The sequence below is a fragment of the Microbacterium galbinum genome (genome assembly GCF_023091225.1).
GTDB lineage: Bacteria > Actinomycetota > Actinomycetes > Actinomycetales > Microbacteriaceae > Microbacterium > Microbacterium galbinum.
The window spans coordinates 1,991,494-2,014,476 of the sequence record NZ_JAHWXM010000001.1; the positions used below are offsets into that span (position 1 = coordinate 1,991,494).

Genomic DNA, 22,983 nt, shown 5'->3' on the forward strand with positions numbered 1-22,983 from the left:
AAGCTCAGGGACCCAGTTTCGAGACACCCCCACCCGGCCTGGGTCGCTGAGTTTGTCGAAGCGTCGCAGGGCGGCAGCATCCATTCGCTCGGGAGGAGAACTCGCGCTGCGCAGGACCAAAAGCGGCGGATGCTCCTGCCGAACGCGAGATCTCCTCCGTTCGCGGGCGCACTGGGGCCCTTCGACAAGCTCAGGGACCCAGTTGCGAGACACCCCCGCCCTGGGTCGCTGAGCCTGTCGAAGCGGCGCAGTGCGGCCCCGCGCCTACCGGCGGAAGAAGCCCGAGAACACCGAGTGCAACAGGGGCAGAGCGGATGCCCAGAGCAGGGTGTAGCCGAGTCCGGGCACCGGCTCGACGAGCAGTGCGCCGCCCACGAGCATCGCGGCGAAGAGCACGCCCGACCCGATGCGGCGGGCGATGCCCTCGAGCCGGTCGAGACGGCGTTCGAGCCGCGAGGTGTCGAAGGTGACGTTGCCGTCGTCGACGCGGGTGATGATCGCGTCGATGCGGTCGGGAAGACGCATCGTGATGCCGGCGGTCTTCATGGCGCGCTGCGCCATGTCCTGCACGAGGTTGCCGCTCTCGTCGCGCAGCAGCCGGTTGGCGTAGGGCTCGGCGGCATCCCACACATTGAACGTCGGGTCGAGCGCACTGCACATGCCCGAGGTGAGCGACACCGCGCGGATCAGCAGCAGCAGGTGTTCGGGCAGTTGCAGCGGCAGACGGCGCACCATGTCGCCGAACTCGTCGGCGAAGTCGGCGAACTCGCGCGGGTCGACCTTCGACAGCTCCGCGAAGCCCATGCCGCCGAACCGTGCGAAGAGGGCGGTGAGCGCCCGTTCGAGCTCGCCGGTGTCGGCCGAGGGCAGCAGCACCCCGATCTCCTTCGCGGCGGCGACGAGTCCGCGGCTGTCCCGCGCGGTCACCGCGATCAGAAGGGTGCGCAGGCCGGCGCGCAGATTCGCCGGAACCTCGGCCATCATGCCGAAGTCGATGAAGGTGAGGTGCCACGGCGGGTCACCGGCATCCGCTCCCGCCGCCCGCGGCGTCACGAACATGTTGCCGGGGTGCGGGTCGGCGTGCACGAAGCCGTGCGTGAACACCTGGTCGAACATGACCTCGGCGAACACCTCGGCGACCTGCGCGGGATCGATGCCGGCGGCGCGCAGCGCGTCGGTGTCGTTGATCTTGATGGCCGTGACGTCCGACAGCGTCAGCACGCGGCGGGTCGACCGCTCCCACACGATCTCCGGCGCGTCGACGCGCGGGTCGTCGGCGAAGGCCTCCCGGAAACGCTCGGCGGATGCCGCTTCGTGCAGGTAGTCGATCTCCTCGAGGCTCGTGGCCGCGAACTCCTCGACGAGGGCGGGGGCATCCACCCGGTCTGACACGATGCGCACCCGCGTGAGCCACTTCCCGACCCGGCGCAGCGCGGCGAGGTCGGTCGCGACGATGCCGTCGATCCCCGGACGCTGCACCTTCACCACGACCGTGTCGAGCCCGGTGTCGGCGGCATCCTGCTCCGACAGCTTCGCCCGGTGGGCCTGACCGAGGGATGCCGCGGCGAGCGGAGTCTCGTCGACCCACGCGAACGCACGCCCGAGCGGGATCCCGAGCTCGGCCTCGGCGAGCACCCGGATATCGGCGAACGGTACGGCCGGCACCTCGTCCTGCAGGCCGGCGAGCTCGGCGGTGATCTCGGGCGGCAGCACGTCGAGACGCGACGACATGAACTGGCCGACCTTGATCATGAGGCCGCCGAGCTCGACCGCGAGGCCGTGGAACCGGCGGGCGAACTTCTGCATGCGCGGAGCGCGCGTGCGCTCGGAGATGCCGCTCATGCCGAAGCGCGGCAGCACGAGCTCGAACCACCAGATCTTCACGAACTCCCGAGCGGCGAAGGAGATGATGCGACGGTAGCGAGCGCGGTGGGCGCTCTGCGCCGGGGCATCCGTCATCGTGTTCTTCCTCCGCCGTCGGGAACGCCCGCCCGGAGGCCGGGCGGGCAGAAGCGCGTCATCCCGGCCGGATCAGTCCTGCGCGAGGATGCTGTACAGCTTACGGCGGGCGTCGTCGAGCACGTCGATCGCGGCCTGCACCTGCTCGGGCGATCCGCTGCGGCCGACCTGAGCGGCGGCGGCGGCGAGGTCGACACCGGCCTTGGGCAGCGCATGGAAGCGCGGGTCGTTGCGGTGGCCGTCCTTCGAGGTCGACTCCCACGGAGCCTTCGTCTCAGTCGTCTCGGTGGCGACGGCGCGACCGGCCTCGGTGAGCGAGTACGTCTTGCGACCGTTCTGCTCCTCGGCCTCGATCAGGCCCTCGTCGGCGAGCAGCTGGAGCGTCGGGTACACGGAGCCGGCGCTCGGCTTCCACGAGCCGCCGCTGCGCTCGGAGATCTCGTTGATGATCTGGTAGCCGTGCATCGGGCGCTCGGCGAGCAGCGAGAGCACCGCCGCGCGGACATCGCCGCGGGCCATGCGGCTGCCGCCGGACGGACGCTGCTGGTCGAACGACTTGCGCAGTTGGTCGAAGGCGTCGAAGAGCGCGCCGGCCGGACCGTTGGGGCCGCCGAGGCCGCCGGTGCCGAAGATGTTGCCGAGCGGGTTGTCGGCGCTGTTGCTGCCGGTTCCGCCGAAGGGGAATGCGTTGTTCATGATGACCTCCAGATGGGGTGGTGAACGATACTCAACGATATATCGTTCACCTGGGTGTGGGGTGGGAATCCGGGTCCCCCACAAGGGGGATGCGCCGCCCGTCCGACCTCCGTACCGTCGTACGCATGGCAGATCCCGAAGAGAAGTCAGAGAAGTCCGAGAAGGAGACCCAGAACGGCCTCGTCATGGGCATCGCCCTCGGCATCCCGTTCGGCATGGTGGCCGGCCTGCTGTTCTTCGACAACCTCGGCCTCGGTATGGGCCTCGGACTGTCGCTCGGAATCGCGATCGGGGTGGCGATCGACGCGCAGAACAAGAAGAAGGCGGATGCCTCGCCCGACGCGCCGCCGGAGGCGGACGGGCCACCGACCCCCTGAGGCCGCCTCGATTGTCCCCACCACACGCCCGGGGGAAATGCAATCCCGGTGCGGGTCACAGCGACGAGTGTTCTACTGGCGGCAATGTCGTCGTTCATCGGAATCCAGAAGCCGTCCATCCGGGTCAGCGTGATCGTGCCCGTCTTCAACCCGGGCGACGGGTTCCGCGACCTCATCGCCTCGCTCGACCGGCAGAGCCTGCGCCCGGACCAATTCGAGATCCTCCTCTGCGACGATGGCTCCGATGAGGCGACGAAGCGGCGCCTCGACCGCGTCGCCCAGGATCGTCCGCATGTTCGTGTGCTGAATCTGCCGCATTCCGGCTGGCCGGGCACGCCGCGCAACGAGGGCGTCGCGGCCGCGCAGGGCACCTATGTGCAGTTCGTCGACCAGGACGACTACCTCTTCGACACCGCCCTCCAGGCCCTCTGCGACTATGCCGATGCGAACGGCTCCGACGTCGTCGTCGGCAAGGAGGTGGGCATCGGACGCGACCTGCCGAGCCGCATCTTCCGTCGCGACATTCCGGATGCTGTGCTCGGCGAGCACCCGCTGCTCGAGATGCTCACACCGCACAAACTGTTCCGCACGGAGTTCCTGCGCGCCCACGGCATCCGCTTCCCCGACGGCCGCGTGCGCCTCGAGGACCACCTCTACGTGATGCAGGCGTACTTCGCGGCGTCGAAGATCTCGATCCTCGCGAGCGTGCCCTGCTACGCGTGGGTCAAGCATCCGGGCAGCGCGAGCGCTTCGCGCATCGATCCCGAGACCTACTACCCGCATCTCGAGAACGTGCTCGACGTCGTCGAGGCGAACACCGAGCCGGGCACCCTGCGCGACCGCCTGCTGCGGCACTGGTTCCGCGGCAAGATCCTCAAGCGCCTGAGCGGCAGGCAGATGCTGCGGTACCCCGCCGAATACCGGAACCGACTGATCGACGTGGTGACCCCCGTCGTCGAAAGGCGCTTCGGCCCCGGTGTGGACGCCGGGCTGTCGTTCCCCCACCGCATCCGCGCGGCGCTGTTGCGCGCCGGGCTGCGCGACGACCTCGTGCGCTTCGCGGAGTTCGAGACCGAGTTGTCGTGTGTGGCCGCGGTGACCTCGGCGAACTGGTCGCGCGGCGGCGGACTGCACCTGTCGATCGACGTCAGCATCCTGCGCGACGGGCGCGAGGCGCTCGTCTTCGACACCGAGACCGACCGCCTGTCGTCGCTGCCGCTGGAGTCGCTCACCGACCTGCCGCCCGAGGCGCTCGTCGCCGGGCGGGAGCGCACCAACGACCGGGTCGAGCTGTTCCTCCTCGGCGACGAGCCCGGCGACGAGCGCCGCATCGCGAGCGAGCGACCCCGTGCGCGTTCCGGCATCTCGGTCGCGATCGATCCGCTGAGGGTGTTCGCCGACCACGGCCCCTCCTCGACCCTCCGCCTGATGGCGAAGGTGCGGCGGGCCGGGTGGACGTTCGACGTGCCCGTGACATCGGATGCCGGTGCGCTGATGCGCGCGGGATCGTCGCCGCTGCTGGCCGGCAGCGCCGTGCTTCTCACGACCGGCTCGAGCGGCGGCGTCGAGCTGCAGCGCGAGGGGTCGGGCACGGGGCTGCGCGACCTGGCGGGCCGGTCGGCGCGACGCGCACGGCAGTTGGTGCGGCGGACGTAGGGGCGTGCCCTTCGGGGCCCTCCGTCTCGCTCCGCTCGCTCAGGAACCGGAGCGGCCCGGTTCCTGAGCGAGGAGCGCAGCGACGAGACGGAGGGTACCTACCGCGTCGGCAGCGTCAGGATCTCCGCGCCCTTCTCCGTGATCGCGACCGTGTGCTCGGTGTGGGCGGTGCGGGCACCCGTCGCGCTGCGGAGGGTCCAGCCGTCGGCATCCGTCACGAGCTCGTCGGTGTCGGCCATGATCCAGGGCTCGAGCGCGAGCAGCAGGCCGGGGCGCAGCACGTAGCCGCGGCCGGGACGTCCGTTGTTGGCGACGTGCGGATCCTGGTGCATGGTCGAGCCGATGCCGTGGCCGCCGAACTCCATGTTGATCGGGTACCCCTCGGCCTTCAGCACCGTGCCGATCGCGCGCGAGATGTCGCCGATGCGGGCGCCGGGGCGGGCGGCGGCGATGCCCGCGGCGAGCGCGCGCTCGGTCGTCTCGATCAGACGCTCGTCCTCGGGGTCGCGCGTGGCGCCGACGATGAAGCTGATCGCCGCGTCGGCCGCGATCCCGCGCAGCGAGACGGCGAGGTCGAGAGTGAGCAGGTCGCCGTCGGCGAGCGTGTAGTCGTGCGGCATGCCGTGCAGCACGGCGTCATTCACGGCGGTGCAGATGTAGTGACCGAACGGCCCGTCACCGAACGAGGGGGCGTAGTCGACGTAGCAGGATTCGGCGCCGGCATCCTCGATCATCTGCTTCGCCCAACGGTCGATGTCGAGCAGGTTGGTGCCGACGGTTGCCCGGGCCTTCAGCGCGTGCAGGATGTCGCCGACGAGGGCGCCGGTCGCGCGGGCGCGGTCGAGTTCGTCGGGCGTGAGGATTTCGATCATGGGGTGCTTTCCGGTGGCGACCAATAACTATCCCGGCAATCCTATCCCGGGATTAGTATTGGCATCATGATGGTCCGGATGCCCCTCACCCCCGCCGAGGTCGAACGCGGCGAGCGCCTCGGTGCCCTGCTGCGCGCTGCGCGGGGCGAGCGGTCGATGCTGGGCGTGGCGCTCGACGCCGGAGTCTCCCCCGAGACGCTGCGGAAGATCGAGTCCGGCCGCGTCGCGACACCTGCGTTCTCGACGATCGCCGCGATCGCGGGGGTTCTGGGCCTGTCGCTCGACGCCGTATGGGCCGAGATCGGTGCGGATGCCGCGGCTCCGGGTCGCGTGGCGTCGTAGGCGCGGCGGCGCGGCGGCGCGGCGCTCCGACGCGTCCGAGTGCCGCCGACCGGTGCGAAATGTCGGTAATGACGCGCCATAACCAACACTTCGCACCGATCGAGCGCGAGGTCTCGCGTCCCCGCAGCTCACCCCGGCAGTTCGACCCCTCGGGCGGTGGCGAGTTCGCGGGTCTTCTCGGCGGCATCCGTCTCGATGCACACCGCCGTCTGCAGCCCGAAACCGTTGTCGCGCAGCAGGTAGTAGCTGGTGATCTCGCTGAGGCGAGCACCCTCGGCATCACGGAACGCGAAGCGAACGTGCACCAGCGCGAGCTTGTCCGTCACGAGGGTGATGTCGAGCACCTCGTGCCCCGCCGCGGCGAAACCGAGCCGCTTGTGCAGGGGGAACGACATCGAGAGCCCCTGCACGAGCGCCTCACGGGACTCGGCCACCATCGACGCCGCGTCGTCGACGACCACCCCCGGCTCGGCCCACAGCTTCGCCCACGCGCCGGCGTCGAAGTTCGTCAGCGTTGCGGCGTAGCGGGTGAAGTAATCGTCGATCCGAGTCGCAGTGATGGCCATGCTTCGAGCCTCGCCGAGGTCGCGGACAGATGCAATGGGAGGGACATACGGAGGAGGCCCCGGCCGCTTCCGCGAACCGGGGCCTCACTCGGGCTGGTGGTTACTTGATGAAGACGTCGTCGGCGAAGAAGCCGGGCGTGATGCGATAGACGACGGTCTCGCCGTCCGGAACGAGGAAGGCCTCGGATCCGGTGGCCGAGCCGCCGGCGTAGAGCTCGTCGAGCCCCATGCCGTCGTTCAGCGCGACCAGCGCGTCGTAGCTGTTGATGACCGAGCCCGACGCCGTGACGGCGGCGAGCTGAACCTCAGCGGCGATGCCCGACTCGTCGCCCTTGTAGGTGACCGTGTAGTTGACGATCTCGTAGTGCGAACCGGCCGGAGCCGGGTCGTTGAACTGGTTTGCCTCGGAGACCGTGGCGTTGCCGTCGGGGTTGATCGAGTTGATGACGACGGTCCAGTCGCTGCTGTCAATCGTGGACCCCACCGGGTACGGGTTCTCGCGGGTGCCCTGTGCCGCATCGGCCGGCTCTTCGGCGACGGGCTCTTCGGCGTCGGCATCGGCATCCGACTCGTCCTCGGCCGGCTGGGAGACCGTGGTCTCTCCGCTGCCGAAGGCGACCTCGAACGAGTTGGCGACGACCGCGAAGAACACGACGAAGCCGACGATGGTTCCCACGATCGACAGCCCGAGGCCGATGAAGGCGAGCCACTTCTTGTCACCCTTGAGGAAGAGGGCGACGATGCTGAGGATGAAAGCGATCGGCAGCAGGATCCAGCCGAGGATCAGCGCGCCGGGCACGCACGCGAAGATGAAGCCGACAGCGCCGACGATGGCTGCGACCAGGGCGAGCACGTTGAGCTTCTTCTTGGGCTCTTCCGCCACGGCGGTGTGCGCGCCGGGGTACGCGGGAGCGGATGCTCCGGCGAAGGCGGGCGCGGGCGCGGGCGCGGAGAAATCTGCCGGGGCAGCGGAGGCGACGGGAGCCGTGGGTTCCGGAGCACTGGCCTCGTCGGCGAAGTTTCCCCACTGCTGACCGTCCCACCAGCGCTGACGTCCGGAGCCGTCGTCGTACCAGCCCGCGGGGGTGTCGTTCGGTGTAGTCATACGCTCATCCTGACAGAACGCTGAGAACCGATATGCCGGTGTTGCGGGTTCGTTATCCGCTATTCAGCGGCAGCTACTTCGCGAGCACCGAGTCCAGCAGCCCGGGGAACAGCGCGTCGAGGTCGTCGCGGCGCAGGGTCAGGCGGCGACGCCGGCCGTCGGGCTCGTTGCGGATGACGCCCGCCTCGCGCAGCACCTTCATGAAGTGCGACTTGGTCGACTTCGGCAGGTTCGGGTCGGTGGCGTGGCAGGCGGCCATGTCGAGCGGACCGTCGGCCAGCTGGCGGGTGATGGCGAGGCGCTCGGGGTCGCTGAGCGCGAAGAGCACGTCGGTCAGCTGGATCTCGGAGCGCTCCGGGTGCGGAAGATCGCCAGGCATGGTTCGAGAATAGTTGAACAATCGACGAATGGCGAGTACGGTCGGATGGTTCGAGAAAACTCGAACGGTTGAGGAGCGCCGCATGACCAGTACCGAGTCGATCACCGTGCCGCCGCAGCACGGTGGGGCCCTTCGTCAGGCTCAGGGAGCCCGCGCGGATCAGCGTCGCGACGGCATACGCTCCCGCCTCGGCTTCCCGCTCGCGGTCGTCGCGCAGATCGTGATGATGATGGGCGCGAGCGCGCCGTCGCCGTTCTACCCGGTGCTCGCGCAGCAGATCGGGTTCGACGCGATCGTCATCAGCGCGGTGTTCGCCGTGTACGCCGTGGCGCTGCTGCTCACGCTCCTCACGGCCGGTTCGCTCTCCGACCACATCGGCCGGCGGCCGGTGGCGGTCGGCGGATTCCTGCTGCTCGCCGCCAGCATGGTGCTGTTCTGGCATGCGGATGCCGTCGCCACCCTGTTCCTCGCCCGCATCCTGCAGGGCGCGGCGAGCGGCCTCCTCATCTCGGCGCTCTCCGCGACCGTGCTCGACTTCGCCCCGACCGGACGCCCGAAGGCCGCGGCCCTCTGGAACTCGCTGAGCCCCGGCATCGGTCTTGCGTCCGGCGCACTCGTGTCGGCGGTGCTGCTCGACGTGACCGGCGAGGCCCTGCTCGACGTCTTCGCGCCGCTGACCACCGCCTACGTGGTGCTCGCCGCGCTGTTCTTCGCGATCCCCGAGACCGCGCCGCGTCGGCCCGGAGTCTGGGCGTCGCTGAGTTTCCGGTTGTCGGTGCCCACCGGCATCCGTTCGGATTTCTGGCGCGGCGCACCCGCGATCATCGCGGGCTGGGCGACCGGCGGGCTGTTCCTCTCGCTCGGTGCGAACATCGTGCGCGGCGAGCTCGGCGGCGAGGCGCACGTCTGGCAGGGACTGGGCGTCGTGCTGCTCGCGGGGGTCGGCGCCGTCACGGCGTTCGCGATGCGGCGGATGCCGGCGCGCACGACCGTCCTGTTCGGCACGGCGGCACTGGCCGTCGGAACCGCTCTGTCGCTCGCGGCGCTCTCGGTGCAGTCGCTCCCCTTCTATCTCGTCGCCGCGGGAGTCACGGGCATGGGCTTCGGTACCGCATTCTCGGGGGTGGTCGCGTCGCTCGCGCCGAAGATCCCCGCGACCGAGCGCGCCGACACGTTCGCCGTGATCTACGTGCTGGCGTATCTCGCGTTCGGGGTGCCGGCCGTGGCGGCGGGTCTGCTCGTGGGCGTCGTCGGGCTCGAGGCGGTGTGCTTCGGATACGGCGTGGTCGTGATCACGCTGGCGGCGGTGGCGTTCGCGCTGCGCGTGCGGCGGGCGTAGGTGTCGGCCCGTTACCCGGGACTTTCGGTTTCATCGAACGGAATCACGACCGAGGCTTTCGCTGCCACTTCCTCGGAGTCTCGCTGGTCGTCATCGCGAGCCTCCTGATCGACATCGATTGCGTCTGCGCTCTCAGCCGTTCGAGACTCGATCAGCTCGGTCGCCCACTTCGGTCTTGCCGGGCGCGCCAAGCCCCTTAGCGTCGTTCCCTGGGCGTCGATTGCGTCGCCGTGCTCCCCAACATGCAAGAGATGCTCAAGCTGGAAATGATACGGGCGGATGCTGTTCGGTGCTGGAGACGTGTTGCCCATCAGCGCCTGGTCGAGGCACAGACTGACTCCCGCGGGAGTCGCATCCGGGCCGAAGCAGTATTTGGTCTCAGCCCATTTGCCCAGCTGTGCTCGACTGACAGAACCACAGCCGCCGAACGCGGTGCACGCATAATCAGCACCCGTCATCGGTGGAGCGTTGGTCACGAACGGCGGAAGATGGTCGTTGTACAGCAACATTCCCGGAGTGCGCCCGTGGCGATTAGCCCAGGTGATCAGCTTCTGATTCTGCTGCGGGCTCCAGCTGGAGTATGTCCCTGTCGGCTTGAAAGCTTTCGCCTGGAGCAAGAGATCGAGCCACTGCCCAGGACTCACCTCGATGGCGAGCTCGAGGTCTGCACCACTGGGCACGATGATTTGCCGACCATTCTTCGACAGACCGCCTTCCAACGTGCGCGTGTGCTGGGCGGCGTATGCCCCTACCTTCTGGCCGTAGTATCCGATGCGCCGCAAGAGATTGCTCGTCGTCGTCTCTTCATGCTCGATTGCCGGGGCCACGGCGAGGCTCGAATGCCGCTCCATCACGAACTGCCGGGTCTGCATCGTGTCCAGAACCGCCTGGTAGGACAGGTTCCACAGCAGCTGGGCTGTGCTCGCCGCGATCTCCATATCAAAACTGTATGGCTCGAGTGGCTAGCCCGGTGCGACTGATCAGTGCGAGCGCCGACGCTTCTCGCCCTGCGGAACCCACGTCCAGTGCAGCGCCGGGCCGTCGATCTGCTTCACGGTGAAGCGGCGCGCGCAGGTCGCGCACTCGACGCGGTAGGTCATCGACCAGCCGGGCTCGGATGTCTCGACGATCCGCACGCGACCAGCGCGCTGCTCATCGTTCGGGTCGGTGCGTTCACCGTCGCGGTACGGATCGCAGCACGGATGCCGGTCACTCACCGGCATCCTCCGGCCAGGTCCAGCTCGCGTTCGCTTCGCGCACCTGCTTCTCGATGCGGCGGCGATGCGAGGCCGCGCGTTTGGTGTCGGCGTTGCCGAGCACCGGCCAGCGCCACTCGGCGGGGAAGATGTGGAGCGCGAGCGTCGTCGCGTCGGGAGTGTGCGGATCGACGGCGTGCACGAGCGTGAACGCGTAGTCCTGCACCCGCCACACCGCACTCGGGAACGACACGAGCTTCTCCCGACTCAGCACGCGGCCGTATCCCTCGTCGGGGTCGAGCGGCGATTCCGCATGGAACCCGTCTCCTCCGTAGAAGTGGACGAACGCCCTCTCGAGCTCGCGTCGGAGCGCCGGCATCCGTTCGTCGGGGTCGTCGCCCTCGGACCGCGCCAGCGGGAAGATCCTCACCCGATCGTTCTCGACGATCCACGGGCTGAGCGCGCGCCAGTCGACCTCGACGTCGGGGCGCCCGTCGGGTCCGCGACGCTCACCCCGGCGGATGCGCAGGATCTCGTCGACGATCGCGAGACCGTCGGCGACCCGCACGAACGACACAGCGGATGCCGTCAGCCGAGGTTCGCCTGGATCTGACCAGCGAGCTTCTCGACGGCCTTCTTGTTCTTGACGCCGTCCATGAGCGCCGGCGGGCGGTTGTGGTGCACGTTCAGCCACAGGTGCACGTCGGATCCGGATGCCGCGGGCACGACCGTCGCGCGCCCGATGAGCTCCCAGTTGAGCATCGTCTTGCGGGTCTGGAAGTCGATCTGCGTGCCGTCGGGGCTCTGCCCGAGCACCTTCGCCTTGGTGTCGGCGAGGGTCTTCTGCACGGCTGCAGCAGTGGCGGCGGCATCGGCGTTCGAGTGGAACGTGGCGGTGGCTTCGGATGACATGCGGGTCCCCTCCGGTTGGGATCGTGTGTGTCGCTGGGGCCAGGCTAGCGGGTGGGGCGGACGGGGGCGGGGAGGGTTGACAGTACCCCGGTCCCTGAGCGAGGTGCGAGCCGACGAGACGAAGGGCCGCACACGCCACTGGACCCCTGAGCCTGTCGAAGGGTCCCACCCCGGCGGCTCCTGAGCGAAGAGCGCATCCACGAGACTAATGGTCTCGACGGGACTGCACTCTGTAGCTGTCGAAAACAGCGGCTGCGCATCTACCGTCTTCTCAACCTTTCGCCGCGAAGGCATGCCTGTCAGGATCGGCTCATGACTTCGACACTCGAGCCGCCGCCTCATGTCTTCGTTATCAAAGGCGATGTTCGCCGCTTCGCATGTGACGCGTTCATGTGGACCTCGGACAAAGAGCTCCGGGCGGAGGGCGGATGGCGCGACGCCGGTGATCACGTCGAACAGCGCTTGGATCCAAACATCCGTGCTGATTATCAAGCCGAGTTGCGATTTACACTCCCGCTGAATCCACAAGACGGTTTAGAGCGGGATCCGCAAATCATCATCACCGCCGTCCCGTACGGTGGCATAGACCGCGCGTCTGACATCCTCCCTCGCGTCCATGAGTTCTTCGCCGTCGCGGCGAAGGCGGCGTCCGAACGTCGAACCGGCCCTACGCGTGGCGCCGACAGCCTCCCGCTTCTCGCCGTGCCACTCTTCGGCGTCGGGGGAGGCGGTGGTGGACCCGTCCGCGGTGAGATCTTCCGAGAGCTTTACGACGCATGCCGCGAAGCAGCGAAGGAGTACCGGGTCGACATTGCGATCGTGCTCCGAACTGCTCGAGACTATGACCTCGCCCAAGCGATACGTCGCGCAGACCGCCAAGCCTGGCCCGGATTGACGAAGGAACAACTGAAGACGGCCACTCGCCTGGGATCAGAAGCTCATGATGCGAGACTCGTCCCATTTATGGGTGCGGGCATCAGCGTGTCCGCGGGCGCTCCGAACTGGGCCGGACTTATCGAGTCACTCGCCCGCACGGCAGGATTGGACGAATCGGTCGCAGCAGACCTCGCGAAAAACCATGATGTACTCGATCAAGCCGGATACCTTCATCGAGAGTTTGATCGGGTGTTCCCGGGAGATCCGGACGCTTTCACTCGCCAAGTCATCGAAGCGGTCGACATGCGACGCTACGGGCTCGCGCCCGCTCTCCTTGCCGCGCTGGACTCAGAGCAAGCCGTCACGCTGAACTACGACGAGCTCTTCGAATTGGCAGCCGACGATGGCGGGATGCCGCGGAGAGTGATTCCCGGCGACGCGACTGATCCCGAACGCTGGTTGCTGAAACTGCACGGAAGCGTCACCGACCCGAACTCAATCGTCCTCACGCGCGACGACTACCTCAGTTTCAACGCCGACCGTGCGGCACTGAGTTCGTTGGTGAAAGCAACGCTGATGACCCGACGCCTGCTCTTCACTGGCTTCGGCGTCAATGACCCGCACTTTCACGAGATCGTTCACGACGTCCGCCGCGCGTTGCCCGTAACGGGTGGCCCGTTCGGCACCGTGCTCACTCTCAAGGACAGCCCTACGACCAGCCGCCTCTGGCAAGGCGACTTGGAGTTCGTCGTTCTGGCGAGTCCGCGCTTGCACGACATTTTTCTCGATGCAGTTCTCGCTCACTCCGCATCGACTCATTCCTATCTTCTTGCGAGCGGGTACGCCGAAGCACTCGCCCCGGCCGACGCGGCGCTGAGGGCTGCCTTGCTCGCCTTCTCTGCCGCGGTTCCCGATGAAGCGAAGGAGAGTAGCGTCTGGCCCGTCATCGCGAACAGCCTGTTGGAGCTCGGGGACTCGACCGTTGCGGACCTGGACTCCTCTTCTGTCGTACCGACCCGAGTCGAAGCAGTCAAGCTTGATCTCGATGAGGTGCCCGAGACGCCGGGGCTAGTCGCGTGGTTCAGCGACGGGGTATGCGTTTACCTAAGCGCGAGCGGCAACCTTCACCACCGCATCGCAGAGCATCTATCTACGAGCCGAGATCTCACCCGGAGCAACTTGCGTACCCGCGTCGCCATTGACGTTCTCGGACTTGATCGAGCACGCGCCCGCAGTCGCCAGGACATGGTCACGCAGGAGCAAGCGGATGCCGTAGCCGAATGGCTGAGTCGTTGCGAAGTGGGGTGGCTCGCAACCGACAGACGCTCTGATGCGGCTCGGTTGAGGACTCAGCTATTGGAGCGCACGCGGCCGAGGTTCAACTGATCATGGTCAGAACAGGTGCCCGCGCTGCCGCGCTCAGTAGCTTCCTAGTCAGCGCAGGACTGACCGTCTCGCCTAAGCCGCCGGCCCCACGGCTGCCATCGATGCCCTCCGACGCGGCAGCCAACGTCATGGCTTTGTATCGCCGACTCGGTGGGGCGCTCGAGCAACCGCGCCTTTCGCCAGGAGCGTGGGACCTTTCGTCCGAAGGAGTCTTGATCGAGTTGGACGAAGGGTTTCATTTCAACCGCTACCGCGCGCTGACTCTTGACCACCCTTGGGCGTCGCATCTTCCGTGGAGAGACGCCTACCTTTCGTACTGCACGGACCACGAGCAGAAGTCAGGCACTGGAGGCCGACGTTGGTCATCACCGTCGGCGTCGCGGATGTTCGGAGGCACCGATGCGGAAGGCGTTTTCGAGACCTACGGCGCATCGCGGTGGAAGCAACGCGCGCTCTATGACTCGATGAAGGATGCCATCGCAATCGCGGGCCAGGTTCGCCTGGCTCGGGTCTCGATCTACGACACGATCGACGGCGTGCTCCTCGATCATGTTCTCTATGGCCGCGCGACACTGCCCGCCGACGAGGTCGTAGCGCATGTGCTGAACCGTCGTACTTAGAGGTCCGAGGTCAATGGTCGAGAATCAGAGTATGGAGAGTCCGCGTCTCGCAGGAGAATCAGAGTCTGTGGCGCCGGTCGGTGAGGTCACATATCGAAAACTCTTCGCTATGCCGTCGCCTGTGAGCATCACTGGGCGCTCATCGAGCATCACCAACTCGTTCGTCAATGGCGTGATCCCTGTCGTCGTTCCCAGCGAGGCCGAGCTTCGCGAGGCCCTGGAGATTCTCGGGATGCTCGAGCGGGTCGCCTGCGCGTACTGCGGTGACACGAGCACGGAGTGGGATCACCTCCGCCCCCTCGTCGACAAGCAACGTCCGACTGGCTATATCTCCGAGATACGCAATCTTGTACCCGCCTGCGGCAAGTGCAATCAGAGCAAAGGCAACAAAGCATGGCGTACATGGATGTTCAGCGACGCTCGCCTCTCCCCGAAGCGACGAGGGGTAGCTGACATCGATGCTCGCGCCGCGAGAATTGTTGCGTCAATTGCAAGTGACCTCCTGCGCGCACGGAGTCCTCATCGGCGCGAGCCGAGAGAAGCTTGGTCCACTCGTCGGTCGGCTTATGGCACGCCCCTGCGACCTAGCCCTTCAACGCGCCGACGTGCCTCAACTCCGCAGCCACACTAACCCAGTCGAGATCGATGCTTGTTCTTGGCCTCTCGACCTTGGGAATGAGCGTCTCACCGAGCTCGAACAGGTCGAGCGTTCGGAACGGGTTGACGTACATACGGCTCCGAGCGCGGCTGTCTCGGGCGCCTGCGCGAGTCAGCTTGGCCGTTCTGCGCACCACCCCCGCCTCTGGGCTCCTGGCGAGCAGGGGCACCTAACCCCTCCTTATAAGTTACCGCTTCCCACAATAACCTTGAACACCAAATTATAGAGTGCTAGGTTAACTATAAGAAACGCGCTACTCTTATAAATCGGCGAAAGGTTTGGATAAGCACATGGACACATCTATCGATATGGACTCGCTTCCCGCGGGTCTCGGAGGTATCCGCCCACTTGAGATCCCCGCGACGAAGTACCGCCAGGGCCAGCGCGAGATGTATGACTTCACTATCCCGCTGAGCCAGCTTCCTCAGCTCATCGCCAAGCGGCCCGACCCGAACGAGCCGATCGACGGCAACCGCAAGGTTGACCTGAATCGAGCAAAGGCCTTCGCGAAGTACCTGACACAGACGGTGAGCTGGGTCTCGCCCGCCATTATTGTGAGAGCCCCATCAGGGGAAGTGGACTTTTCTGCTGTCAAGGAGTTCCCAGACGGAACAGCCTGGGGTGTTCTCTCGATCCCCCTGCATGTCCTGACAGAGATCATCCTGCTCGACGGCCAGCACCGCACGCTGGGCGTCTTCATAGCCCTCGACGATCTGAATCGCCGCATCGCCGAGGAACGCGAAACGCAGCTTGCTGCAGAGCGCACCGGCGATGACGCAACCGCAGCCGCGCGCGGCAAGGAGGTCGCTAAGTTGCGCGCTCGGCGCGAGAAGATTGCAAACGAGCACATCCCGATCGAACTCGCCGTCGTCAGCAAAGAGGTCGCCAAGCAGATGTTCGTCGACATCAACAACAACGCAAAGGGCGTCAACGCAGACTTCACATCGTTCCTCGACAAGCGCGACATCATCAACGAGATCGCGGTTGACCTCGCCGACTCGCACCCGCTGCTCAGTGGACGCGTCGAAAGCGGACAGTCCGCACGGATGTCTCCGTCGAACCCGAACTTCATTGGTGTGAAGGGGCTCGCTGACATTATCCGCGCACTTCACGTTGGGGTGAATGGACGGGTCGGCGCACGCGTCGAGGATGAGCTGCGCGCGAACCGCGAGGCTGCGACGCAGGCCGCTTCACACTTCCTCGATATCCTTGTTGCAGCCTTCCCGGGCGTGGATGCAGTGATGACTGGAGAGCTCACGCCGGTTGAGGTCCGTCAGATCAGCATGATCGGCTCAGTTACAATGCTTCGTGTACTCGCGGGAACAACCCACCTGCTTCGCCAGCCTGAGCGTACCGGAGGCAAGTTCTCCGACGAAGAGATTGCAAACTTCATGCGCACGCTTGACCCGCACATGCGTGCGATTCCAATCGCCGAGACGGATAGGTTCTGGCTGTCTACCGGCGCGTTCATCGCAGGCACCCGAGCGCCCCAGGCACGTCAGGGCTCCCTCTCGAGTCTCTCCAACGCTCTCGTCACGTACGCGGAAGATTGGCGCACAGGCCAGGTTTCCAACACTTAAGGAGTGCCTTCATGAGCCCCGCGCCACTCTCGGCTGCGGCGCTCGTGCGCAAGAACCATCAGATCCCCGCGCCCATGCCTCGGTCCCAGCACTTCGCGTGAGTGCGACGCCGGCTCAGAGCTCCGGGCCCGGGGGTCTGGCGTGCCTAATCAGGCTCCCCAGAATATTCGAGCCTAACCTCGGCAACCGCGACGGCAAATTTTAGGGCTTCTGAAGAGCAGCGCGTAACGGCGCTTGGTCCCCTCGAGCAGCCCGCTAAGCCCGACTAGATCCTTCCGCCACCGGCTCAATCCTTCTAACGGCATGTCGTCTCACCTCATGCGGAAGGGCGTGCTCGTGCGCGATCTCAAGTTCGAGCAGCACGGGCGCTTCACCCAAGCGGCAATCGAGAGGGTTCATGAATTTCAGCGGTGATGTGCCACTCTGTCAAGGTGCAGAACCCCAAGCTTCGCTTCAGCTCTCCGCGCCCACCGCGCCGCCTTCAGCCTGCGTCCGCGTCTCATCGACAGAGAGCCCCCCGACCGCCCGCTCAAGCTCCCGCATCGGTCGAGCGAATACTCGCAGATGCGGCGTGGAGCGAGTCTCCCGAGTACAAGTCGATGGCTCGGCGTCACGCGATTCTTGGCACTGTGGCAGTCCTACCGTTTGCCTTCGCGATTGTCGGAGCCATAACTCGGCTTGGAGAGCGGGCCGAATATGGCCTCACCCCGCTGCTCTACTCCCCGTGGATGCCCGCGCTGATTGCTACGTTCCTGACCGCGTACGTGGCTTTCTTTTGGATTCTCTGGGACCGTCAGCGGCGCCGCAGATACTTCCGCTTGAAGCAGGACTTTGGAATTGCCGACGAACTGCAGGAAAGGGAACGTAACCTTGCAGACTCGGGCGAACCTCTTAGTCTCGCTGCGCTCTGGTCAGTCACACAAGAGCGGATTGAGTACTATCACCGGATTGTCACAACACAGTCGGAAGTTAGCTTCAAGAACGGCGCCGTCACTAGCTACGTGGGATTCGGCCTTTTACTTGTGCTAGCGATCATTGGGGCACTAACTGCGCGCGACGCCGCAACGTCGATCACGCTCGGGTCTCTCGGTGCGGTTGGCGCTGCGTTGGCTGGGTACCTTGGGGCTACCTTCATGAAGATTCAGGCTGAGTCTTCAGCTCAGTTACGACAATTCTTCTCGCAACCGGTCGAGTTCTCGAAGCTACTGGGAGTCGAGAGGCTCATCGAATCCCTCCCGCCGGAAGAACGCGCAGCATCCGTCCAACTCGTTGTCCGAGCGATGATGAGAGAGAACCAGTCCACCAGCGAGTCAAATTGACTGCCCGCGACGCTAACCCCGATCATCGAAGCATCCGAGCCCGTAGGATCCGATGATCGCAACGGCACCTGCAGCCAAGAGCACAAAGGCGAAGCGTAACCCCGAGCAGCGTCAACCTTAGATGCGCGGGATGCTTGATCAAGCGTTGCAACTGCCACCGGCCAAGCGGATGCCGACCTCTAGGCGGGCGAAGGCCGCTCAAGAAGTGACACCAGATGCGCCCCGATCGCGGCGGCGAGGTTTACTGGAACTGCGTTGCCTATCTGGCGACCCTGAATCGTCTTAGGCCCGCGAAGAATCCACTCATCCGGGAACGTTTGAATGCGAGCGGCTTCCCTCACGGTGAGCTGTCGCGGGAGAGTGGGATGAATCGGCGGATGAAAACCCGCCAAGTGGTTTCCGCTCGGCCCGTACCCACCGCCTGCCCGAATCGTCATGGATGGCTTCGAGACATCGAGTCGCGAACGGCGGTAGTTCGGGTCGTCCTCCCCGGGAGCGAGCATGCTCCAGCGCGCAGCAACATGCGGCGCGTGCCGATTAGCGACGTGATTGAAGCCGGGGTCATCCGGCAGATCCGCCAGATCGAGAATCGCTTCACCAACGGTCGGCTGTCGATCCGCCGTTGTAGGCAAAGGCAGGCTCGCTTCGGCATCTCGCACTCCGATAACGATGAGACGCCGCCTGCCTTGGGGGACTCCGTAGTTTGCCGCGTTCAGGACACCGTATGCGAACGTGTAGCCCTGGTCCTCGAGGGCATCCATGATTCCACTGAGATGATCACCGTTTCGTCGATGGGTGAGCGCACTGACGTTCTCGATCACAACGGCACGCGGTTGAACTTCACTGACGACCCGCATGTACTCGCGCCAAAGGAAATTACGAGGATCGTTCGGGTCCCCTTTTCCCGCCGTACTGAAGCCTTGGCAGGGCGGTCCGCCGACGACAGCATCCACTCCCCGGTAGGGAGTCGCGTCGAAGTTACGGATGTCGTCACAGACGACATTCCAGTCCGGTCGGTTGTGCGAGAGCGTCTCACACGAGACGGGATCGTTGTCCACGCACACGACAGGTTCCCATCCTGCGCGCTCGAAACCTAGATCGAGGCCGCCGCCGCCGCTGAACAGAGAAACGTATCGCATGAACCGAGCTTAGAACAAACATCCGACAAGCAGGTCACTGAAACGCCGCCTCGATGGAGTCTGCGTAGACGCCCATGGGAGGAAGATTGGTGGGGCTGTTGAGCGCAAGGGAGACCTGCGCGATGGTTGTCGTCAACGAACCAGTCGCCACGAGGGCTGCTGGAGCCCCATCGACCGCGTTGGCCCAATCTGGGTCATACGACAAGAACGTGATCGAACCCGCGGACTGCGGGTAGTCAGGCAGCGGCTGCCCGGTTCCGATCAAGCGATCCATGATCTTGTTGTACACGCCCCTTGGCGTGACGAAGTAAAGTCCGCCTCTGCACTTCGGTTCACGTTGAAGAAGATTTCCCTTATAAATGAGTTGGGACAATATCCGCTTGTTGACGTTCTCCCAGTTGAATCCCGCAGCCTTGCTCTCCACCTTTCTCCTGCCATCGCGGAGAGCATCAAGCGAGTCGTGATAGTTTCCGGTTGTATCAATCGTCTGGACTTCGATCGCAACGAATTCCTCGAGCCCACTGGGCGAAACTACTGCCAGAATCCAATCTACGAAGTATGAGCCGGCGCCCTTACGTTGCGGCAGGTGAACCTCTCCGCCCCACTTCTTACCGAACACACCTACTACACGAGATCCGGTCGCAAGCGCCCGTGCCTGAGCTTCTCGCCCATTGACAAGACTGAGTCCATCCCCGAACGCGCGAACTGCAACATCCCGAAGAATTCGGTAGTCGTCACCATACATCCTGTTAGGACAACAAACGACGGGGTCCATCGTGGTCTGCTTCAATGCGCAAACCCCAGATGGCGTTCCATCCTTCGGAACCTTCTCACAAGTCTTCCGAATGAAAGGGCAGTACATCCGTTCAGCGTCAATGGCCGCCGTCATGCTGCCGTCGTCCGGTCGGTAGCCGAACCAATCCACCACTGTCACTCCCATGGAACCATGGTGGCATCTTTTCATCCCGACGGCGAAGTGTGCTCGCCAGCTTGCCGCTGCCTTTCGCTCAAGAGTCGTTGAGAGCGCCTACGGCCAAGTCACAAACTGGACCTTCTTAACCATTGCTCCTCGCGTCCGGCACTCGCTTCCCAGGTCGTCGACGGCAACGTCGGACTCCGAACACAGTTCTCTCCCTGGCCGCAAATCCACATGACCGGGAGAGCCGCACTTCACTCAGGTGCTCACGCCATACTCCACCCCGCGCGTCTCGCGCCGCCGCAGCAACAGCGTCAGCCCACCAGCCGCAACGCCCGCCCCGAGCGCAATCCACAGCAGCATCCACGACCCGTCGATCCCGGTCGTCGCGAGCGAGCCATCCTCAGACCCCGCACCACCCCCGGCATCCGCCCCACCACCGGCCGAACCGCCATCAGACCCAGACCCACCATCCGAACCACCGGCAGGATCCACGACCGTCACCGAGTCCCACCCGATGACCGCCCCGTCCGCGGCGTACAGCGCGAAGCGGTGCTCACCGAACGGCACCGTCTCCGGCACGGTCAACGAGACCGCGCCATCCGTCACGACCCCCGACCCCGCCGACACCGGCGAAGAGAACAGGTACCCGTAAACAGTCGCCCCCTCGAACCCCGAAGGCAGCGAAACCGACACCGTAGCCCCCGGCGCGAAGCGCGACGGGTCGACCGAGATCACGCCTTCCAGCGCGTCGGTAAGGTCGGACTCCACCGGCGCCCACGGCGACGCACCCTCACCGATCAGCACGGAGACAGACACTGCCGCAGCACTCCGCGTCCCGATCGACGGAACGAACGACACCGCGTGCGCGCCAGACCCCGAGATGGGTGACGACAGCGCAACCGTCCAAGACCCGTCAGCCGCAACGACCGAAGACCCGAGCGACACCCCGTCGACCACCACACTCACCGAAGACCCGGCAAACCCGCGCCCGGAGAACGACGACACCACAGCATCCGACGGCAGCACCGCATCGAAGTCACCGGAAACCGAAAAAACAGACCCAAGATCAGCCCGCTGATACAGGAACTCACGCGAAGACAGAGCGTGATCCACCACGCGCACCTCGCCGATACACCCGTGCCAGCCGTGCTCGACCTCGGTGTTCCAGGTCGAGGCGCCGATGATCCACGGCATGAAGTCCGCGGCCATCATGCCGCCGACATTCGACGCGTTGCGCAGCACCGGCACGCCGTCGACGTACATGATGGCGGTGTCCGCGCGAGGGTCGTTCACGATCGCGACGTGGTGCCACGACCCCTGCATGATCTCGCCCGACCACAGCGTGTACGAGTTACGAGTGTCAGTGTCGCCCGCCGAGAACTGGTACTCGCGCAGGCTCGAGATGCCGAGCCATGCGGCGCCGGCTCCCGGGTCGGACGAGTCGTCGATCCCGATCCACTGGCGTGCGCCTCCACGCGTCAGCGCGGCGCTCCACCGGTTCGCGGCCTCGGTCCATTCCTCGTCGAGCTGCAGGAACGCCTCGACCGTGTACCCCGACGACGACGAGAGATCGGCGAACGTCGCCGGCGCCCCGTACTCGGTCGAGATGTACGACATGTTGTCGGGACCACTCGCGTTGCGGTGCACGTCGGCGAAGCACACGGCCCCGCGGTCCGACGAGTAGAACGGCACGTTGGAGTGGGATACCTGCACGTCTTCGAGCTTCTCGGGAGCATCCGTGTTCTCGATCGCGCTGCGATACATCGGGCTCTCGCCGGCCACATCCGGGATCTCAGTGGACGAATCCACGACACCCTCCGCCACCGAACCGAACCGCCAGTGCGCCACCGTGCCGTCGACGGCGACGTAGTCGTCCGCCCGCCCCGCAGCGGCCCACTGCTCGCCGACGCCGGTGCCGTCCCAGCCCTCCAGGACGATCTCCTTGGCCCGTTCCGACAGGTCGCCCTTCGTCTCCGAACCGGGCGTCACCGAGTATCCGAACCGCGCCTCGAAGTCCAAAGGAAGGGAGAACGACTGCCACTTCCCGTCCAGCACGGGAGTGTCGTTCGCGGTCAGCGACTCCTTGTCCTTCACCGTCACCCACGGCGACACCGACTCGACGTCGATGCGGTCGTTCGTGAGGTCGAACTCGAACAGCGTCATGTATCCATTGCCGCCGTCGGCCGCCATCTGGTAGTCCGTGAGCACCTGATACACCGGGTGACCGAAGTCGTTCGTGCGCTCGCGCATCGTGGTGCCGTGAAAGTGCCCGTTGACCGTCATGATGATCTCGTCGTTCGAGCGGATCAGCTGGTTCCACAGCTCCTCGCCCCACCACCAGTCCGCGGGCGACGTCTGGTCGAGCGCGATGTTGATCACCGCGTGCGACGACAGGATCACCGGAATGCCCGGGTTCGCGTCGATCACGCGCTGCGCCCACGCGAACGTGTCGGCCGAGGCGTTCCACGCGAGCGCGAGCGACATCCACTCGTGCTCCTCGGCCTCGAAGATGTACGCGGTCGAGAGCCCGTTCTGGAAGCTGTCGACGAACGTCTCACCGCCCTGCGCGGCCATGCGACCCGCGTCGAACCGCTGCAGGTACTGCCACGAGTTCGCCTCCGACGACCGCGCGTTCATGTCGGCGACGTCGTGGTTGCCGGGAACGACCGAGTACGGCACGCCCCCGTCGGTGAGCTTCTGCATGGCCTTCGCCGCGGCATCCCACTCGCCCGTCACCCACTGCTGGTCGACGACGTCGCCGACGTGCACGACGAACGGCACGTTGAGGTCGTCCTGGTGCTCGACGATCCAGTCGGTCTGCACCTCGAACGGGTTCGTGTCGTACTTCGGGTAGAACTGCGAGGCGCTGTACCGCGAATAGAACTGCGTGTCGGGCAGCACCGGCAGCACGAAACTCGAGCGCATCTCATCGGCGATGACAGCGGATGCCTGCGCCAGCGCATCCCCGATCGAATCGGTCGAATCGGCCGCAGCCGCCGGAACGACGGGCGCGGCGAGAAGGCCGGCGGCGACGACCGCGGCGGACAGGGCGCGCCACGGGCGGCGCGAAGTGGGGGAGGTCATGGT

The 22,983-nt window shown here is 65.6% G+C and carries 22 protein-coding genes; 9 read left to right on the forward strand and 13 right to left on the reverse strand.

All coding sequences use genetic code 11. The features are described 5' to 3' along the window. Positions 1-264: 264 nt before the first annotated feature. Both KZC52_RS09525 and KZC52_RS09530 read right to left on the reverse strand, forming a co-directional pair. Positions 265-1,959, reverse strand: a complete 1,695-nt coding sequence (locus tag KZC52_RS09525) for an ABC1 kinase family protein (RefSeq protein ID WP_247623807.1) — start codon at positions 1,957-1,959, stop codon at positions 265-267. 72 nt (positions 1,960-2,031) lie between these two features. Further along, the gene (locus KZC52_RS09530; protein WP_247623808.1) at positions 2,032-2,655 is read right to left on the reverse strand and encodes a PadR family transcriptional regulator; all 624 of its coding nucleotides are present in this window, start codon (positions 2,653-2,655) and stop codon (positions 2,032-2,034) included. Positions 2,656-2,780: 125 nt separating this feature from the next. Here KZC52_RS09530 and KZC52_RS09535 point away from each other — a divergent pair, with 125 nt between their 5' ends. Both KZC52_RS09535 and KZC52_RS09540 read left to right on the forward strand, forming a co-directional pair. Next, entirely contained in the window at positions 2,781-3,032 is a 252-nt protein-coding gene (locus KZC52_RS09535; protein WP_247623809.1) for a glycine zipper domain-containing protein, read from the forward strand. A gap of 84 nt (positions 3,033-3,116) precedes the next feature. Continuing rightward, positions 3,117-4,688 carry a glycosyltransferase family 2 protein gene (locus KZC52_RS09540; RefSeq protein WP_247623810.1) on the forward strand — a complete coding sequence of 524 codons (1,572 nt, stop codon included), beginning with the start codon at positions 3,117-3,119 and terminating at the stop codon, positions 4,686-4,688. A 98-nt stretch (positions 4,689-4,786) separates the two neighbouring features. Here KZC52_RS09540 and map read toward each other — a convergent pair whose 3' ends face one another. Further along, a complete protein-coding gene (gene map / locus KZC52_RS09545) occupies positions 4,787-5,560 on the reverse strand; it encodes a type I methionyl aminopeptidase (protein ID WP_247623811.1) in 774 nt (257 codons plus the stop codon). Between the two features lie 69 nt (positions 5,561-5,629). Here map and KZC52_RS09550 point away from each other — a divergent pair, with 69 nt between their 5' ends. Next, on the forward strand, positions 5,630-5,902 hold the full coding sequence (locus KZC52_RS09550) for a helix-turn-helix domain-containing protein (protein ID WP_247624739.1): 273 nt from the start codon (positions 5,630-5,632) through the stop codon (positions 5,900-5,902). Positions 5,903-6,030: 128 nt separating this feature from the next. On the opposite strand, the gene KZC52_RS09555 is transcribed toward KZC52_RS09550, so the two are convergent. The 3 genes from KZC52_RS09555 to KZC52_RS09565 form a co-directional block, all read right to left on the reverse strand. Continuing rightward, complete coding sequence (locus KZC52_RS09555; RefSeq protein WP_247623812.1) at positions 6,031-6,468, reverse strand: DUF6841 family protein; 438 nt, start codon at positions 6,466-6,468, stop codon at positions 6,031-6,033. A 100-nt stretch (positions 6,469-6,568) separates the two neighbouring features. After that, positions 6,569-7,573 (reverse strand): DUF2510 domain-containing protein, encoded by a 1,005-nt coding sequence (locus tag KZC52_RS09560; protein ID WP_247623813.1) that lies wholly within the window; start codon positions 7,571-7,573, stop codon positions 6,569-6,571. Positions 7,574-7,646: 73 nt separating this feature from the next. Beyond that, the gene (locus KZC52_RS09565; RefSeq protein WP_247623814.1) at positions 7,647-7,952 is read right to left on the reverse strand and encodes an ArsR/SmtB family transcription factor; all 306 of its coding nucleotides are present in this window, start codon (positions 7,950-7,952) and stop codon (positions 7,647-7,649) included. A gap of 82 nt (positions 7,953-8,034) precedes the next feature. On the opposite strand from KZC52_RS09565, the gene KZC52_RS09570 reads away from it, so the two are divergent. Beyond that, complete coding sequence (locus KZC52_RS09570) at positions 8,035-9,291, forward strand: MFS transporter (protein ID WP_247623815.1); 1,257 nt, start codon at positions 8,035-8,037, stop codon at positions 9,289-9,291. A gap of 11 nt (positions 9,292-9,302) precedes the next feature. Here the strand turns inward: KZC52_RS09570 and KZC52_RS09575 are convergent, their stop codons facing one another. Genes KZC52_RS09575 through KZC52_RS09590 form a run of 4 tightly spaced genes read right to left on the reverse strand, consistent with a single transcriptional unit; the run spans position 9,303 to position 11,399 of the window. After that, complete coding sequence (locus tag KZC52_RS09575) at positions 9,303-10,229, reverse strand: DUF6615 family protein (protein WP_247623816.1); 927 nt, start codon at positions 10,227-10,229, stop codon at positions 9,303-9,305. 42 nt (positions 10,230-10,271) lie between these two features. Beyond that, the gene (locus tag KZC52_RS09580) at positions 10,272-10,508 is read right to left on the reverse strand and encodes a hypothetical protein (protein ID WP_247623817.1); all 237 of its coding nucleotides are present in this window, start codon (positions 10,506-10,508) and stop codon (positions 10,272-10,274) included. Then, positions 10,501-11,064 carry a hypothetical protein gene (locus KZC52_RS09585; protein ID WP_247623818.1) on the reverse strand — a complete coding sequence of 188 codons (564 nt, stop codon included), beginning with the start codon at positions 11,062-11,064 and terminating at the stop codon, positions 10,501-10,503. The genes KZC52_RS09580 and KZC52_RS09585 overlap by 8 nt, the downstream gene beginning before the upstream one ends. An 11-nt stretch (positions 11,065-11,075) precedes the next feature. Continuing rightward, the gene (locus KZC52_RS09590; RefSeq protein ID WP_247623819.1) at positions 11,076-11,399 is read right to left on the reverse strand and encodes a hypothetical protein; all 324 of its coding nucleotides are present in this window, start codon (positions 11,397-11,399) and stop codon (positions 11,076-11,078) included. Between the two features lie 312 nt (positions 11,400-11,711). On the opposite strand from KZC52_RS09590, the gene KZC52_RS09595 reads away from it, so the two are divergent. The 5 genes from KZC52_RS09595 (at position 11,712) to KZC52_RS09610 (ending at position 17,838) form a co-directional block, all read left to right on the forward strand. Then, complete coding sequence (locus KZC52_RS09595) at positions 11,712-13,661, forward strand: SIR2 family protein (protein ID WP_247623820.1); 1,950 nt, start codon at positions 11,712-11,714, stop codon at positions 13,659-13,661. A 101-nt stretch (positions 13,662-13,762) separates the two neighbouring features. Continuing rightward, a complete protein-coding gene (locus KZC52_RS09600) occupies positions 13,763-14,281 on the forward strand; it encodes a DUF7255 family protein (RefSeq protein ID WP_247623821.1) in 519 nt (172 codons plus the stop codon). A gap of 232 nt (positions 14,282-14,513) precedes the next feature. Beyond that, entirely contained in the window at positions 14,514-14,912 is a 399-nt protein-coding gene (locus tag KZC52_RS17650) for an HNH endonuclease (RefSeq protein WP_372491581.1), read from the forward strand. 317 nt (positions 14,913-15,229) lie between these two features. Beyond that, the gene (locus KZC52_RS09605; RefSeq protein ID WP_247623822.1) at positions 15,230-16,519 is read left to right on the forward strand and encodes a DNA sulfur modification protein DndB; all 1,290 of its coding nucleotides are present in this window, start codon (positions 15,230-15,232) and stop codon (positions 16,517-16,519) included. 629 nt (positions 16,520-17,148) lie between these two features. Then, complete coding sequence (locus tag KZC52_RS09610) at positions 17,149-17,838, forward strand: hypothetical protein (RefSeq protein WP_247623823.1); 690 nt, start codon at positions 17,149-17,151, stop codon at positions 17,836-17,838. Positions 17,839-18,017: 179 nt separating this feature from the next. Here KZC52_RS09610 and KZC52_RS09615 read toward each other — a convergent pair whose 3' ends face one another. From KZC52_RS09615 to KZC52_RS09625, 3 genes are all read right to left on the reverse strand, one after another. After that, the gene (locus tag KZC52_RS09615) at positions 18,018-18,977 is read right to left on the reverse strand and encodes a DNA cytosine methyltransferase (RefSeq protein WP_247623824.1); all 960 of its coding nucleotides are present in this window, start codon (positions 18,975-18,977) and stop codon (positions 18,018-18,020) included. Between the two features lie 34 nt (positions 18,978-19,011). Then, on the reverse strand, positions 19,012-19,917 hold the full coding sequence (locus tag KZC52_RS09620; protein ID WP_247623825.1) for a NotI family restriction endonuclease: 906 nt from the start codon (positions 19,915-19,917) through the stop codon (positions 19,012-19,014). Between the two features lie 234 nt (positions 19,918-20,151). Then, positions 20,152-22,980 (reverse strand): laminin G domain-containing metallophosphoesterase family protein, encoded by a 2,829-nt coding sequence (locus KZC52_RS09625; RefSeq protein WP_247623826.1) that lies wholly within the window; start codon positions 22,978-22,980, stop codon positions 20,152-20,154. Positions 22,981-22,983: the final 3 nt, after the last annotated feature.

Coding starts and splice junctions, on each gene's coding strand:
- KZC52_RS09525 (WP_247623807.1), bottom strand. CDS start 1,959: ATGACGGATGCCCCGGCGCAGAGCGCCCACCGCGCTCGCTACCGTCGC.
- KZC52_RS09530 (WP_247623808.1), bottom strand. CDS start 2,655: ATGAACAACGCATTCCCCTTCGGCGGAACCGGCAGCAACAGCGCCGAC.
- KZC52_RS09535 (WP_247623809.1), top strand. CDS start 2,781: ATGGCAGATCCCGAAGAGAAGTCAGAGAAGTCCGAGAAGGAGACCCAG.
- KZC52_RS09540 (WP_247623810.1), top strand. CDS start 3,117: ATGTCGTCGTTCATCGGAATCCAGAAGCCGTCCATCCGGGTCAGCGTG.
- map (WP_247623811.1), bottom strand. CDS start 5,560: ATGATCGAAATCCTCACGCCCGACGAACTCGACCGCGCCCGCGCGACC.
- KZC52_RS09550 (WP_247624739.1), top strand. CDS start 5,630: ATGGTCCGGATGCCCCTCACCCCCGCCGAGGTCGAACGCGGCGAGCGC.
- KZC52_RS09555 (WP_247623812.1), bottom strand. CDS start 6,468: ATGGCCATCACTGCGACTCGGATCGACGATTACTTCACCCGCTACGCC.
- KZC52_RS09560 (WP_247623813.1), bottom strand. CDS start 7,573: ATGACTACACCGAACGACACCCCCGCGGGCTGGTACGACGACGGCTCC.
- KZC52_RS09565 (WP_247623814.1), bottom strand. CDS start 7,952: ATGCCTGGCGATCTTCCGCACCCGGAGCGCTCCGAGATCCAGCTGACC.
- KZC52_RS09570 (WP_247623815.1), top strand. CDS start 8,035: ATGACCAGTACCGAGTCGATCACCGTGCCGCCGCAGCACGGTGGGGCC.
- KZC52_RS09575 (WP_247623816.1), bottom strand. CDS start 10,229: ATGGAGATCGCGGCGAGCACAGCCCAGCTGCTGTGGAACCTGTCCTAC.
- KZC52_RS09590 (WP_247623819.1), bottom strand. CDS start 11,399: ATGTCATCCGAAGCCACCGCCACGTTCCACTCGAACGCCGATGCCGCC.
- KZC52_RS09595 (WP_247623820.1), top strand. CDS start 11,712: ATGACTTCGACACTCGAGCCGCCGCCTCATGTCTTCGTTATCAAAGGC.
- KZC52_RS09600 (WP_247623821.1), top strand. CDS start 13,763: ATGCCCTCCGACGCGGCAGCCAACGTCATGGCTTTGTATCGCCGACTC.
- KZC52_RS17650 (WP_372491581.1), top strand. CDS start 14,514: ATGCTCGAGCGGGTCGCCTGCGCGTACTGCGGTGACACGAGCACGGAG.
- KZC52_RS09605 (WP_247623822.1), top strand. CDS start 15,230: ATGGACACATCTATCGATATGGACTCGCTTCCCGCGGGTCTCGGAGGT.
- KZC52_RS09615 (WP_247623824.1), bottom strand. CDS start 18,977: ATGCGATACGTTTCTCTGTTCAGCGGCGGCGGCGGCCTCGATCTAGGT.
- KZC52_RS09620 (WP_247623825.1), bottom strand. CDS start 19,917: ATGGGAGTGACAGTGGTGGATTGGTTCGGCTACCGACCGGACGACGGC.
- KZC52_RS09625 (WP_247623826.1), bottom strand. CDS start 22,980: ATGACCTCCCCCACTTCGCGCCGCCCGTGGCGCGCCCTGTCCGCCGCG.